The sequence below is a fragment of the Haemophilus parainfluenzae genome, assembly GCF_014931395.1.
Lineage (GTDB): Bacteria > Pseudomonadota > Gammaproteobacteria > Enterobacterales > Pasteurellaceae > Haemophilus_D.
Map to the genome: position 1 here is coordinate 1065195 of NZ_CP063120.1, position 13679 is coordinate 1078873.

Sequence of the window (13679 nt, forward strand, 5' to 3'; positions counted from 1 at the left end):
ATGTTATTAATTAAAATCTGCGAATTTTTCATAACATTGCAAACAATTCACAATAGACCAGATCCTTATTGGGTTTGCTTTTCAATTAATACACTTCTCGTCTCTCTTTTCCTTTCTTTTTTGGCGGAGTTATTATGAGAAATCACGTTCGTAGCTTTAAAACGTTTATTCGAGACGAAATCATTAAAAAAGGTGGCTGGGTTAATGCCCATGCTCACGCGGATCGTGCTTTTACAATGACACCTGAAAAAATTGGCATTTATCACAATAGTAATCTTCAACAAAAATGGGATTTAGTGGACGAAGTTAAACGTACATCAAGTGTTGATGATTATTACGCCCGTTTCTGTCAATCGATTGAATTGATGATTTCCCAAGGGGTGACGGCATTTGGGACTTTTGTGGATATCGACCCGATTTGTGAAGACCGAGCCATTATTGCCGCACACAAAGCTCGCGAAGTTTATAAGCATGACATTATTTTGAAATTTGCGAATCAGACCTTAAAAGGGGTGATTGAGCCAGAAGCACGCAAATGGTTTGATATTGGCTCTGATATGGTGGATATGATTGGAGGCTTACCTTATCGCGATGAGCTGGATTATGGTCGCGGCCTTGAAGCAATGGATATTTTACTTGATGCAGCTAAATCTCGCGGCATTATGTGCCATGTGCATGTGGATCAATTCAACTCTCCGAAAGAAAAAGAAACAGAACAACTTTGCGATAAAACTATTGAACATGGAATGGAAGGTCGAGTCGTAGCGATCCATGGTATTTCTATCGGTGCACATAGCAGAGAATATCGTTATAAACTTTATGAAAAAATGCGTCAGGCAAAAATGATGATGATTGCTTGCCCAATGGCATGGATTGATAGTAATCGAAAAGAAGATTTGATGCCTTTCCATAATGCCTTGACACCTGCAGATGAAATGATTCCAGAAGGAATTACAGTCGCGTTAGGTACGGATAATATCTGTGATTACATGGTGCCACTTTGCGAAGGGGATTTATGGCAAGAACTAAGCTTACTTGCTGCAGGCTGTCGTTTCCCACATCTTGATGCGATGGTTGATATTGCGAGTATCAACGGACGTAAAGTGTTAGGTTTAGAGCCAGTTTAATCCAAAAGTTAGATAGAAGTGCGGTCATAAAACGAAACGTTTTGTGGCCGTTTTTATTTATAAGAGAAAACAGAACTAATGCTAATTTGACTGATTTAAAAAAGGACTTTAAGAAAAGTGGTGGGCGATACCGGTCTCGAACCAGTGACCCCCTCCTTGTAAGGGAGGTGCTCTCCCAACTGAGCTAATCGCCCGATGCACCTGAAAAGATATTCGGATTTATTTAAACACTAAAATTAAGTGGTGGGCGATACCGGTCTCGAACCAGTGACCCCCTCCTTGTAAGGGAGGTGCTCTCCCAACTGAGCTAATCGCCCACATAAGAAAAGCGTTTAAATAATGGGAAAGTTTGAGCGGAAAGAACACTTTAGAAAAGTGGTGGGCGATACCGGTCTCGAACCAGTGACCCCCTCCTTGTAAGGGAGGTGCTCTCCCAACTGAGCTAATCGCCCGCTTGGTCAAACTTTTACAACATTAAAGCCAACTTTGGAAAAAGTGGTGGGCGATACCGGTCTCGAACCAGTGACCCCCTCCTTGTAAGGGAGGTGCTCTCCCAACTGAGCTAATCGCCCTTAATGTTGTGGATTGGCATTATAAGTATAATGAGATTTCAGTCAATATATTTTTATGAAAAAGCGTCTAGTTGTTGCAAAAATAGGCATAAAATCAGATTTTTTATTTAGAACTCACGCAAGTCGTAGTAAAATAAAGGTAATTTTTGTAAATGAATAGGTTATTAAGAAAATGAAAATTGATCCTCCTTTTGAATTAGATCCGAATGTCAAAGTACGTACGCGTTTTGCTCCAAGTCCAACAGGTTATTTGCACGTAGGCGGCGCACGTACAGCCCTTTATTCTTGGTTATTTGCAAAACATAATAACGGTGAGTTTGTATTACGTATTGAAGATACCGATTTAGAGCGTTCTACACCGGAAGCAACAGCGGCAATCATTGAAGGGATGGAGTGGTTAAACCTTGCTTGGGAACATGGTCCTTATTATCAAACCAAACGCTTTGATCGTTACAATCAAGTGATTGATGAAATGATTGAGCAAGGCTTAGCTTATCGTTGTTATTGCTCTAAAGAACGCTTAGAAGAATTACGCCATACACAAGAGCAAAACAAAGAAAAACCACGTTATGACCGTCATTGTTTACATGATCACAATCATGCAGCCGATGAGCCACACGTAGTACGTTTTAAAAACCCAACAGAAGGTTCAGTCGTGTTTGATGATGCGGTGCGTGGTCGTATTGAAATCAGCAACAGCGAATTAGATGATTTAATTATTCGTCGTACCGACGGTTCACCAACCTACAACTTCTGTGTGGTGGTAGATGACTGGGATATGGGTATTACTCACGTTGTGCGTGGTGAAGACCACATTAACAACACCCCGCGTCAAATTAATATCTTAAAAGCGTTAGGCGCACCAATTCCAGTATATGCGCACGTTTCCATGATTAATGGTGATGATGGCCAAAAACTATCCAAACGTCATGGTGCGGTAAGTGTGATGCAATATCGTGATGACGGTTATTTACCAGAAGCCTTAATCAACTATCTTGTTCGTTTAGGTTGGGGTCATGGTGACCAAGAGATCTTTACGCGTGAAGAAATGATTAAATACTTCGAATTAGATCATGTGAGTAAATCAGCAAGTGCATTTAACACGGAAAAATTATTGTGGTTAAATCACCATTACATTCGTGAATTACCACCTGAATATGTGGCAAAACATCTTGCATGGCATTATAAAGATCAAGGCATTGATACTTCAAATGGCCCTGCATTAACTGAAATCGTGACGATGCTTGCAGAACGTTGCAAAACTTTAAAAGAAATGGCATCAGCAAGTCGTTATTTCTTTGAAGAGTTTGAGAGTTTTGACGAAGCAGCGGTGAAGAAACACTTTAAAGCGGCGGCGATTGAACCACTTGAAAAAGTAAAAGAAAAATTGACCGCACTTTCTAGCTGGGATTTACATTCTACCCATGAAGCGATTGAACAAACCGCTGCTGAATTAGGTGTGGGTATGGGTAAAGTCGGGATGCCATTACGCGTGGCCGTAACAGGCTCAGGTCAATCACCTTCTATGGACGTGACATTAGTGGGCATTGGCCGTGAACGTGTGTTAGCGCGTATCCAACGTGCCATTGATTTTATTAAATCTCAAAACGCTTAATATTTAGGCTGATAAGCGGGATTTGATTACTTCAATATTGACAGTTTATCAGCCGAAATTTATCATAGCTTGCGTTATTTGGGGATATAGCTCAGTTGGGAGAGCGCTTGAATGGCATTCAAGAGGTCGTCGGTTCGATCCCGATTATCTCCACCAAATTCTAATTTTATATAGTATGATATAGTCCGATAAAGCCTTGATATATAGCATATCAAGGCTTTTTTGTTGTTCTAACAAGTCCGATAGAAACCAACCAAATCCACAAATTCTAGTAACACTAATAGTAACACCATGCTATGATAGGATCATATAGTGTTACTAAATTAATTATAACTTTATGATTTATAAAATAAATTTATAAAGTTTTTAGTGTTACTTCATTTTGGAGGTATCTAATGGCAAGAAGAACAACTCCCTTAACAGATACGGAGATAAAAAAAGCTAAGCCAAAAGAAAAAGAGTATAGCTTATGTGATGGTTATGGGCTTTTATTAAGAATTAAGCCTAACGGCTCTAAATTATGGCTATTTAATTATATACGACCTATTCTTGGTACAAGGACTAATTTAGGGCTAGGTACATATCCGATAGTTAGCTTAGCTGAAGCTAGAATGTTAAGAGATGACTGTCGTAAATTATTAGCTCAACAAATTGATCCTAAAAAACATAGAGAAGAACTAGAAAGAAAGCAGCTTATGGATACTCAAAGTTCCTTTGAGAAAGTTGCAGAACTTTGGAAAGAGAAAAAAAGTTCAGAAGTTGAAGAGAAAACGATCAATAAATATTGGCGAAACTTAGAGCTTCATCTTTTTCCTTTGATAGGTCGATATTCTATTAAAGAAATTAAGCCTTCTTTAGTAGTCCAAATGTTAAAGAAAGTGGAGGAAAATGGATCTCCAGATATGGTTCATAGACTATGCGGTCATCTAAATGAAATCTTAAATTTTGCGGTTAATAGTGGGTTAATTGAAAGTAATACTTGCCTAAAAATTAGCTCTACATTCAAGTCTGTTCGTCAAAGAAATAACCCTAGAGTAAGTATTGAAGAAATTCCTACCCTTATAAAATCAATACATAGTGCTAAGATTGAAAAGAAAACTCAATTATTAATCTTATTTCAATTATTAACAATGGTTCGACCTAGTGAAGCAAGTAACGCTTCATGGAGCGAATTTGATTTTGATAAAAAAGAATGGAATATTCCTGCTGAAAGAATGAAAGTGAGGTTTCTACATACAGTACCATTATCATCCCAAGTAATGGCTTTGATAGAACAGCTAAGACCAATGACGGGTCATAATAAATATTTGTTTACTCATAGAAGTGATTTAAAGAAAGCAATGAGTTCATCTACTGTTAATATGGCACTAAAAAGGATGGGTTACAAAGATAAACAGACTGCACACGGATTAAGGGGATTGGCTAGAACTTTTTTAGCAGAACAAGGCGTTCAACATGAGCATGCTGAAGCTTGTCTAGCACATAAAACAGGAAGCCAAGTTAGCCTAGCTTATAATCATGCTAATTATTTGGAGAAAAGAAGGGATATTATGCAAATGTGGGGAGATTATATTGAGAAATGTTCTCAATCTTAAATTTTTTAGGAGAAATTACCATTAAACGGAGTTGTTTTTTTTTGACCTGCCTCTATTAATAATAAAAAAAACAACTAAATTTATTTATAAATTAGTTAAAAACACTTAATGAGTATCTATCTTGATAGATATGATTACTTACCTATGTAAAAGCTACAAATACAAATTGTAGCTTTTACTATATATTAAGATCTCTTAGCTACGTTTATTTTTGAAGAAGATTATCATTATAGATCTATATAGAGAGCTAAGGCTGATGATGAGAATCATCAGCCCTTGATCTATAATTTTTATTAATTAATAGAATTCTAATAATATGGGATCTTAAAAATAGAAAATCGCTTAGATATAGAATATATAGTCAATATAATGCGAGAGACGCTTATGGCAGGAAAGATAAAAAAACACGTAGGGCAATTCATCTATCCCTAAATAATGCTGCTAGCAGTGATTTAGATAGGTTATACAGCGTTTTCTGATAGTTAAATAATTTAGATAAAATAAGTATATTATAGATAGTGTCTATTTCGATTTAAGCAAAGAAATAATCTCTTTCAATGCTGAAATCTCGCTATCTTTTTGTTCAATCACTAGATCTCTTTGTTTCAATAGCTCATCTTTATGCGAAATAGTTAGTTTTAATCGATCGATTTCTGATGTCAAATTCTCATTTGAACCGTAGTAGTTAGTATTATGATCATTCATAAAGAACAATACATTCTTATCATCATTTTTGATTAGTTCTAAAACATCAATATTAAAGATATTGGCAATTTGCTCCAATTTATGAAGATTGAGCTTAGTTTCTCCACGTTCAATTTTTGCATATAGAGTTGCTGGACATACAACGGTGTCTCCATTGACTATAACGAAGATGACCTTCATCTGGATCAGGAGTATCCCATATCCAGTAAAACTCTTCTTTGAGTTCATAGGCTTCTTTTAAAGCAGGAAGATTACCTAACCAAGTATCTAAGAGGAATGATTCACGTTCATTTAGATCGTGTTTACGCTTTAGAAGGATAAACCTTTCACGCATAAGGGTACGTCTTTCTTTTTGGCTCATATGGGCTTTCAAAGACTTTCTGACGTTATCTAAGGCTTGATTAGCCATTCTAACTACATGAAACTTATCTACGACAACTTTAGCGTGTGGAAGGATAGTGTTCACTGCGTCTTTGTAGGGCTTCCACATATCCATTGTGACGTACTCAATGTAAGTCCTGTCACTGATTTCTGAAAGACGTTGGATGACTGTTTCCTTGTTACGGTTAGGCTTGATGTCATAAATAGTCCTGCGTTCAATATTAGTCAATACAAGCCGAGGTCTACGGATAATATGTATCTCGTCTATCCCAAGCCACTTAGGAGTTTCAAACTGGTATTCACGTTCTTTGAGTGCCACATAGTCCTTAAAAACGTTCCTAATGGTTTTCTCGTCAACACCAACGCTTTCTGCGACTTCTACAAAGGTCTTAGACATGGATTGCTCTTGAATGGACTTTAAAAGCCTTTTGGTCATACTACGCTTTTCATCTACAGATATTAGGCGTTCCCAGAAGGTAGATCCGCATTCACGACACTTGTATCGTCTACGGTTCAATTGTAAGCCCACTCGCTTTAAACGAATGGGCAAATCCATAATTAGTTGATTTCTTGAACTGTGTTTGTACAACTTGTCAAAACCACATTCAGGACAACGTTCAGGTGGTCCGACTGCTTCAACTTTAAACATCATATCGGTTTCATTTTATTGTGGCGGTTCTATTGTTTTAATGTCTGGTAGGGATAATAAGTCTGACATATTATTCATCCTTTATTACTCTGCGGTGTTAAGGTATCAATTATAGATTTGATGTCGAAATCATCAGTGTTAAATTATTTTTGTGACCACAAATGCACTTAGAAAATCCCTTAAAGCATTAGCTGGTTCACTTGAATAGGGAGTTGTAAAAAAGTTCCCTTAGCCTGCACAACAAGATAATTTCGAAATATCTTTATCGAACGTAAGTGCAACTAATTTTAGCCCTTCAGCCATTGTTAAATATGGTGCTAGGGTTTCTGTTAAATCTTCTATCGTTAAGCCAAATTTAACAGCTAATGATGCTGCATAGATGACATCTCCTGCATTTTCAGATACAATATGAACCCCTAATACTTTTAGTGTTTCTGCATCTGCTACTAGTTTAAATACACCGGTTGTTTCACGGTTTACAATTGCTCTTGGAACAGCATCTAAAGGTAATACAGATGTCTTCACATCATACCCTTTCTCTTTTGCTTGTTCTTCTGTTAAACCAACCGTTGCAACCGTCGGATTCGTAAACGTAACAGCAGGAACTACCGATAAATCTATTTTTTTGTTTAATCCACCAATAGCATTATCAGTAATAATTCCACCTTCATAGGCTGCTACATATACAAATTGTGGTCCTAAAGTCACATCTCCTGCTGCATAAATCTTTTCATTACTTGTTTGACCAAAATCATTGATCAGGATTTCATTATTTTTTCCAGTTTCAACACCTGCTGCACTTAAATTTAAAGAATCCGTATTTGGTTTTCTTCCAGTGGCAACAAGTAACTGATCTGATTCAATGACTTCTCTACTGCCATTTACTGTTACGTAAACCCTTTTTATCTCTCCACTTTGTTCAACACGCTCAAAAGTTGCCCCTTTGACAAGGTTTATACCCTGTTCAATTAACGCTTTTTCAACTGACTCTGAAATCTCAGGATCATACTCCTTTAAAAGTCGCTCACTTCTTTGCATAAGCGTTATTTCTGAACCTAAATGATGAAATAGTTGTCCAAGCTCCATTCCAATGTATCCTGAACCAATTACAGTTAATCGTTTTGGTATTTTCTTTAACTCAAGAAGTGTTGTACTAGTTAAATAGTCCATTTTTTCAAGTCCTGAAATTTGGGGCAACGAAGGCGATGCACCTGTTGCAATTAAAAAGCGTTTTGCAGATAACTTTGCCCCATTGACCTCAACCGTACTAGCATCAACGAATTTTGCTTCACCTTTAATTAAATCAAAATTATATTCATCAATTAAATCCATATATTTTTGATTCCGAAGTTCGCTCACCAATTTATCCTTTTGCGTGATTAAACTAGCTAAATCCACTTCTCCAGCGGATGTTTGTAAACCTATAAACGGATTGTCTTTTGATAAATGATTGATTTCCCCTGCCCTAAGAAGAGTTTTTGACGGAACACAGCCAATATTCACACAGGTTCCCCCAACCGTTCCACGCTCAATCATTCCAACTTTTGCACCGTATTCTATAGCTTTAATTGCCGAAGAAAAGGCAGCAGCACCAGAACCAATAATAAGAAGGTCATAATTGTCTTCATTAATTAACGCCACGTTTTCTAGTGATGATACTTCTTCAATTTCTCCGGCTTGGTAATTTGCTTCATCAATCGCCTTTATTGCACTTTCAACCTCAATATCATCGGGCAGTTCAAATACTGCTTCACCACGACGATAACTAGACTCAATATTTTTAGCACCTATCTTTTCAAGTGCTGATTCTACGTGTTTTTCACAACCCGTACAGGTCATTCCTGAAATGTTTACCTTAAATTTATTCATAAAAAAGCTCCTTTCGTTAATTAATCTCTCATGTTAATGTTTCTATTATTGGACACGAATGTAATTGCTTTTCAGCTGGACATCGTTGTTTTAAGTCGTCTAACATAGTTTCAATTCGTTTTAAATCCTCTATTTGTTTTTGCACTTCCTTTTGTTTTTTAGAAACAAATTCGAACATATCTTGACAACGAACTTCATCTTTATCTACAACAGCAAGTAATTTATAAATCTCGCTTAAAGAGAAACCAAGTTCCTGTATTCGTTTAATAAACCCAACACGCTTAACGTCATCATATGAATATATCCGATAACCAGCTTCCGTTCGGTGAGGTTCTTGTAATAAATTTTTTCGCTCGTAATATCTGATCGTTTCTTTATTAACTCCACATTTATCTGCAAACTCACTAATGCGATAAATCATCTTATTTCACCCCCTGAATATTATAAACCATGTACCATAGTACACGGTCAAGTAAATTGGACTATTTTATTTTTTTCCCAAAGTATCACTCGTATGTGATTGATACTTTTATATAATACTATTGATTATCCTAACATCCCACCAGAAAATCCAATTTAAACACCAGTTGTTTTTAAACTATTAAGAAAGTAATTCCATTATATATTCCGAAGACCCAAAAAAAGAAATAATGCTAAAAAATGCATTTAATGAATTTTCATTAAAAATGGATAAAAGAGAAAAAGAACAGTTATCTGAATTAGAAAATAAATATTCTAGTAAAAAGAACAGTCTTTCTTCAGATAAAAATAAAGCTATTTCTGATTCAGAACAAAAATTACTAGAAAATGAAAATCATTATAAAAGAATGTCTAGCCAAATCGAATTAGATGCTAAAAACTATAAAAGAGCAGGAGCAAGTGATAAAGAAGTGTCTGAGTCTTTAGAACGTAACAAAAAGGAACTTTCTAATAATTACAATCATCATAAAAATAGATTCAATCAAGAAAGGGATGATAAGGTTAAGAATATTGAAGATAATCTTAGGATTTTAGAAGAATCTTACCCTCAAGATATTAATAGAGTAAAAATTTATTATCAACAAGAAAGGGATAAATATTTATCTGAAACTAAAGAACAGTTAGATAAAATGGTTAGAGAACATGAACAAGCAATAGAAGTTTATAGAAATCAATATAACAGTGGCATAAAAGCACCTATACGTTATAAAATTGAAAGTAGTGATAATGGAAAAGATTTTTATGTAACTATTCAATAAAAAATAAAGCCTAATAGATTAACTCCCTATTAGGCTTTTATTTTATAAAGTTAAATTTATATTAAGGTATTCCATGAGAGCATTTTGAAGTGGTATAACATCTCTCCTAGATTTAAATTTATGATCAACAATATCATTTAATTCTTTAAGGCTGGTTTTAATTTCCATAATTTCATTTTTTAAATCTAAAATATTCATTTTACGAATGAAGCTTTTTACTTTTTTTAGTGTATTCTTATTCAATTCATTTTCCATTATATTTAATATTCTTCTCATTTTAACCATTCTTTTAAAATCATTATCTTCTATATTCAATATACTATTAATACTTTCTTCAAATGAATCGTATCCATCCAATAATTTCTCATTATAATTGTAAAAAAATGCGATAGATACTGACTTTCCTATTCTTGCTTGAGTTCTAAAAATTGCTTGAACTATTTCTGATTTTACTAGATCTTTAGATTCTATTTTAGTATTTAATACTTCAGAAAGTCTCTCTGCATGAAATGAATTATTAAACCACTCACCAAAAAATATTATTGAATCATATTTTATATACTCATTTGTAGCTCTACACTTTCCTGAATTATAATGAATAACCTCATATTTATCTCGCAAATCTTTACTAATATTTTCTTTAATGAAGTTAGGTAGATTCTCTATATGAAATGTATTATTCCATGTAATAACAAGATGTTTATTTCCATTATTCATAGAAATATATTTCTCAAGTTTTCTTATGTCTTCAACAATATCTTTTTTATGTTTCTCATTACTTTTTCTTGTCCTTCGTGTTGATAACAATGTATCATAATAAATATTATTATTTATAACTACTTTACTTTGATTATATCTTTCTATATTCCAATTATTACTACCTTCAAATAAAAATTCTGCTGTGGCATCTAAAATAATTAATTTTGTATCTTCATCTATAAAGTCATTAATATCTTGGTGTATGATAATATCTGATGATATATCTGTATTAGATAGATCTCCTAAAGATACTATAAGTTTATTGAATAGCCAGCTAACTCTTTCATGATATAGTTTTTCATTTTTTATATCAGGTAAATCATTAAATAATTCATTAAATATATTTTTGTCAAAATTTATTATATTCTTAATTGTCTCCTTATTTAGCCTTATCTCTTTTCCGTATATCAACTCTCTCTTATAAAGTTCTACTAATAATTTCTCATGTTTTACTACTATATCCGTATAAGGGGTCTGGAATTCATCAAAGATAACTAATTCTCTCTTTGTTATCTCTTTCTTTATGGGATCATCATAGTTAATAAATATATTGCTTGATTCATATAAAGCCCTCCAGTTATTAGTTACTACTATTCTATATTTTGACAAAGCATAAATATTACATTCTAATTCTTTTAATGTATCGCTTCCTTTATAAATTCCACAAATGGACTGTTTAGGATTTAATGCTTTAACATCAAATACAAGCCTTTTAATTTCTTCATTTGTTTTTACAATAATCAAAGTAGACTTATCAGTATTAGCACAAAGAACCTTTAAATTTGTGGTTTTCCCTGAGCCGCAACCCCAAGCTAAGACTTGCCTATTTGAATAGCTATCTATGCTATTCTTAAGTTTGTAACTGCTATCATCTACTTTATCTAGTAAATAGTTACGCCTAGAAAGTAGATAGTTATTATCATCTACATTGTAATCAATCTCATTATTTTTTAATCTCCATCCCTTCCATTTATCTGGAAAACTTACATTTTCTTTCTTCATAATAATCTCCATAAAAAAGCCACTAAATAGTGGCTTGGATTTAAATTTTTAGCATATAGATATTATCTATTTCAGTTCTTTTTAAATAATCTACTTTTATCAATTCATTTATAGCTTTAATGAATAAATCTCTTTTTAAGTTAAAAACAGATTCCGAGTTGAAAGTAGTTAACGTTATTTCTTTATTTTCATTTTTACTTTTTATGATTAATGTGTATAAGACATTTCTAGCATTGCTAGTTAACTTCTTAAAACGTTTCTCTAATGGCAATTTCCTATTAATAATTGAAAAAATCTTATCATCTACTGTTTTAAGCATAGATCACCTCATTTAGGTTTTTAATGTTGTTTAAGTACCGATTTACATCAGATTCAAAGTAGCCTACGGAGTTAGCTCCTAGGCTAACTTTTTTGGGAAAATTAGGCTTATAATAAGCAGAACTTTTATCCTGCCAAGTGTAGAATGTACTTTTAGATATTCCTAATATCGTTAAAAATTCTTTTACCCTGATTATTCTATCCATGGTAAAACCCCTATATATAAAAAGGGTATTACTCTTTAGTTAGTAATACCCTTATATTATTGCGTTTAAAAAAATGATCTGTAATATCACTTTTGATAAGGCGTATAGCCTCTATTTCATATATTAATAAGAAATCCTTACTGTTGTATGGTCTAACTAAAATCAACTTGAGACCATCCTATACTTCCTCCAGATTGCTTGCAAGCATTTTTTGAACAAATTTTCTGCTTTCCAACATAGGAAACTTATCTTATTCATTCTCATATATAACTAATGTTTTCATTAAGAAAATTTTTAAAAATTTCTGTCTAAAAAATAGTCGAATAATACTATTTTACTTTTTTAGATATTTTCCTATTGTTGTGCTACCATTAACTCACAAGGTAGCATACCAGTGCTTTAATTATTATAGATAATCTATCACTTCATTTTTTAGTAACACCAATAGTAACACTGAACACAAACCCAACAAATAAAGTTATTATAAATCAAAGTCTTATATTGCTAGTTCAAGTGAGATTATCCCCAAATTTAAAACCTTGAAACTGGAAGCCGGTTTCAAGGTTTTTTTCTTTATGAGGAATCTACATTTCTTTTAGATAATTCAAGCCCAATCCATTCATTTGTCCCATAATCCAACTTTGTTTTTTACGAACTAATGCACTAGGCTTATTCACTTTATAGATGATAGGATTCGGTAAAACCGCAGCGAGTAATGCCGCTTCTGATTGCGTTAAATTCTTCGCCGATTTTTTGAAATAATAGCGACTAGCTGCTTCTACGCCAAAGATGCCATTACCAAATTCTGCGATATTTAAATACACTTCTAAAATCCGTTCTTTGGACCAAAAGATTTCCATTAATGCCGTTGTGGGAACTTCTAACCCTTTACGAAACCAACTTTGTCCATGCCAGAGAACGAGGTTTTTCGCAGTTTGCTGTGAAATTGTTGAAGCACCTCGGGTTCGGCGAGATTTTTCATTGAATTTAAAAGCCTTTTGAATTGCCTCAAAATCAAAGCCCCAGTGGTGGGGGAATTTTTGATCTTCAGCGGCAATCACCGCAAGCTGCATATTCGGTGAGATTTCATCAAGACTCACCCAATCATATTTGATTGAATAGCTAAAATCTAACTGTAATAAGTGCCCGATTTTTTGCTGTACCATATAGGCAGAGAAGGGAACAGGGATAAAGCGAAAACAAATGAAAAACGCCAGGATTGCGAGAGAGAAACGCCACGCAACCCGTTGCCAATTTTTTTTCCACCAAGAGGGTCGAAAAAGAGGTAAAAGTGCGGTTAGAATTCGCTTAGTTTTTTGTAGCTTGCTCATCGAGTTGGCTTTTTACCCAGTTTATAAAATCCGGATCCATTGTTTTGAGCATATTAGAACCACGCGTAATGGTTGCTGCACTGGTATTGAGATTCTGTTGAATCTCTCGTTGGGAGAGATTTTTATCTAATAACTGTGCCACGATTTGTAAACGCAAACCCACTGCATCGCGCTCATCAGGCGTGAGCAGAAGCGTTAAGAAATCTTGTGCTTTCCCTTGTTCAAATGCGGTTTGCAAGGTTGTGAGGAAAGCATTCCATTGTTCTAAATTGCGACTAATATACATATCAACAATCCTATACTATTAAACTA

13 protein-coding genes and 5 tRNA genes are annotated in these 13679 nt (G+C 34.2%); 5 read left to right on the forward strand and 13 right to left on the reverse strand.

Annotated elements, in window-relative coordinates; translation table 11 throughout:
* Positions 1 to 134: 134 nt before the first annotated feature.
* Positions 135 to 1127: an amidohydrolase family protein gene (locus INP94_RS05220; protein WP_005696743.1), complete on the forward strand. Its 993-nt coding sequence runs from the start codon at positions 135 to 137 to the stop codon at positions 1125 to 1127.
* A gap of 118 nt (positions 1128 to 1245) precedes the next feature.
* Here the strand turns inward: INP94_RS05220 and INP94_RS05225 are convergent.
* The 4 genes from INP94_RS05225 to INP94_RS05240 all read right to left on the reverse strand — a co-directional run bounded on the left by INP94_RS05225 (position 1246) and on the right by INP94_RS05240 (position 1699).
* Positions 1246 to 1321: transfer RNA gene (locus tag INP94_RS05225), tRNA-Val, on the reverse strand.
* Between the two features lie 47 nt (positions 1322 to 1368).
* Positions 1369 to 1444 (reverse strand) — tRNA-Val (locus INP94_RS05230).
* 59 nt (positions 1445 to 1503) lie between these two features.
* Positions 1504 to 1579 (reverse strand) — tRNA-Val (locus tag INP94_RS05235).
* 44 nt (positions 1580 to 1623) lie between these two features.
* Positions 1624 to 1699: transfer RNA gene (locus tag INP94_RS05240), tRNA-Val, on the reverse strand.
* 172 nt (positions 1700 to 1871) lie between these two features.
* Between INP94_RS05240 and gltX the strand changes: the two genes are divergently transcribed.
* The 3 genes from gltX to INP94_RS05255 all read left to right on the forward strand — a co-directional run bounded on the left by gltX (position 1872) and on the right by INP94_RS05255 (position 4909).
* Positions 1872 to 3314 (forward strand): glutamate--tRNA ligase, encoded by a 1443-nt coding sequence (gene gltX / locus INP94_RS05245; RefSeq protein ID WP_049366423.1) that lies wholly within the window; start codon positions 1872 to 1874, stop codon positions 3312 to 3314.
* 80 nt (positions 3315 to 3394) lie between these two features.
* Positions 3395 to 3470, forward strand: a tRNA-Ala gene (locus tag INP94_RS05250).
* 239 nt (positions 3471 to 3709) lie between these two features.
* Positions 3710 to 4909 (forward strand): tyrosine-type recombinase/integrase, encoded by a 1200-nt coding sequence (locus INP94_RS05255; protein WP_005644386.1) that lies wholly within the window; start codon positions 3710 to 3712, stop codon positions 4907 to 4909.
* A gap of 522 nt (positions 4910 to 5431) precedes the next feature.
* On the opposite strand, the gene INP94_RS05260 is transcribed toward INP94_RS05255, so the two are convergent.
* The 4 genes from INP94_RS05260 to merR form a co-directional block, all read right to left on the reverse strand.
* Entirely contained in the window at positions 5432 to 5692 is a 261-nt protein-coding gene (locus INP94_RS05260; protein WP_005644566.1) for a hypothetical protein, read from the reverse strand.
* A gap of 31 nt (positions 5693 to 5723) precedes the next feature.
* On the reverse strand, positions 5724 to 6647 hold the full coding sequence (locus tag INP94_RS05265) for an ISL3 family transposase (RefSeq protein WP_005644441.1): 924 nt from the start codon (positions 6645 to 6647) through the stop codon (positions 5724 to 5726).
* 225 nt (positions 6648 to 6872) lie between these two features.
* Positions 6873 to 8513, reverse strand: coding sequence for a mercury(II) reductase (gene merA / locus INP94_RS05270; RefSeq protein ID WP_001031935.1), 1641 nt, complete (start codon positions 8511 to 8513; stop codon positions 6873 to 6875).
* A 28-nt stretch (positions 8514 to 8541) separates the two neighbouring features.
* Positions 8542 to 8934 (reverse strand): mercury resistance transcriptional regulator MerR, encoded by a 393-nt coding sequence (gene merR / locus INP94_RS05275; protein ID WP_005644354.1) that lies wholly within the window; start codon positions 8932 to 8934, stop codon positions 8542 to 8544.
* A 229-nt stretch (positions 8935 to 9163) separates the two neighbouring features.
* Between merR and INP94_RS05280 the strand changes: the two genes are divergently transcribed.
* Complete coding sequence (locus tag INP94_RS05280) at positions 9164 to 9751, forward strand: hypothetical protein (protein WP_005644465.1); 588 nt, start codon at positions 9164 to 9166, stop codon at positions 9749 to 9751.
* Positions 9752 to 9793: 42 nt separating this feature from the next.
* Here INP94_RS05280 and INP94_RS05285 read toward each other — a convergent pair whose 3' ends face one another.
* The 5 genes from INP94_RS05285 to trpR form a co-directional block, all read right to left on the reverse strand.
* Positions 9794 to 11512 carry a hypothetical protein gene (locus INP94_RS05285; protein WP_197544232.1) on the reverse strand — a complete coding sequence of 573 codons (1719 nt, stop codon included), beginning with the start codon at positions 11510 to 11512 and terminating at the stop codon, positions 9794 to 9796.
* 40 nt (positions 11513 to 11552) lie between these two features.
* Positions 11553 to 11831: a hypothetical protein gene (locus INP94_RS05290; protein WP_010129410.1), complete on the reverse strand. Its 279-nt coding sequence runs from the start codon at positions 11829 to 11831 to the stop codon at positions 11553 to 11555.
* On the reverse strand, positions 11824 to 12036 hold the full coding sequence (locus tag INP94_RS05295) for a helix-turn-helix transcriptional regulator (RefSeq protein ID WP_010129411.1): 213 nt from the start codon (positions 12034 to 12036) through the stop codon (positions 11824 to 11826). Before INP94_RS05295 ends, INP94_RS05290 begins: the two co-directional genes overlap by 8 nt.
* 584 nt (positions 12037 to 12620) lie before the next feature.
* Complete coding sequence (gene mtgA / locus INP94_RS05300) at positions 12621 to 13367, reverse strand: monofunctional biosynthetic peptidoglycan transglycosylase (protein ID WP_005696740.1); 747 nt, start codon at positions 13365 to 13367, stop codon at positions 12621 to 12623.
* Entirely contained in the window at positions 13345 to 13653 is a 309-nt protein-coding gene (trpR, locus tag INP94_RS05305) for a trp operon repressor (RefSeq protein ID WP_049366422.1), read from the reverse strand. The genes mtgA and trpR overlap by 23 nt, the downstream gene beginning before the upstream one ends.
* Between the last annotated feature and the right edge of the window lie 26 nt (positions 13654 to 13679).

Bases quoted from the DNA above. Each gene is read 5' to 3' on its own strand.
- INP94_RS05220 (WP_005696743.1), top strand. From the start codon at position 135: ATGAGAAATCACGTTCGTAGCTTTAAAACGTTTATTCGAGACGAAATC.
- gltX (WP_049366423.1), top strand. From the start codon at position 1,872: ATGAAAATTGATCCTCCTTTTGAATTAGATCCGAATGTCAAAGTACGT.
- INP94_RS05285 (WP_197544232.1), bottom strand. From the start codon at position 11,512: ATGAAGAAAGAAAATGTAAGTTTTCCAGATAAATGGAAGGGATGGAGA.
- merA (WP_001031935.1), bottom strand. From the start codon at position 8,513: ATGAATAAATTTAAGGTAAACATTTCAGGAATGACCTGTACGGGTTGT.
- mtgA (WP_005696740.1), bottom strand. From the start codon at position 13,367: ATGAGCAAGCTACAAAAAACTAAGCGAATTCTAACCGCACTTTTACCT.
- merR (WP_005644354.1), bottom strand. From the start codon at position 8,934: ATGATTTATCGCATTAGTGAGTTTGCAGATAAATGTGGAGTTAATAAA.
- INP94_RS05265 (WP_005644441.1), bottom strand. From the start codon at position 6,647: ATGATGTTTAAAGTTGAAGCAGTCGGACCACCTGAACGTTGTCCTGAA.
- trpR (WP_049366422.1), bottom strand. From the start codon at position 13,653: ATGTATATTAGTCGCAATTTAGAACAATGGAATGCTTTCCTCACAACC.
- INP94_RS05255 (WP_005644386.1), top strand. From the start codon at position 3,710: ATGGCAAGAAGAACAACTCCCTTAACAGATACGGAGATAAAAAAAGCT.
- INP94_RS05280 (WP_005644465.1), top strand. From the start codon at position 9,164: ATGCTAAAAAATGCATTTAATGAATTTTCATTAAAAATGGATAAAAGA.
- INP94_RS05290 (WP_010129410.1), bottom strand. From the start codon at position 11,831: ATGCTTAAAACAGTAGATGATAAGATTTTTTCAATTATTAATAGGAAA.
- INP94_RS05295 (WP_010129411.1), bottom strand. From the start codon at position 12,036: ATGGATAGAATAATCAGGGTAAAAGAATTTTTAACGATATTAGGAATA.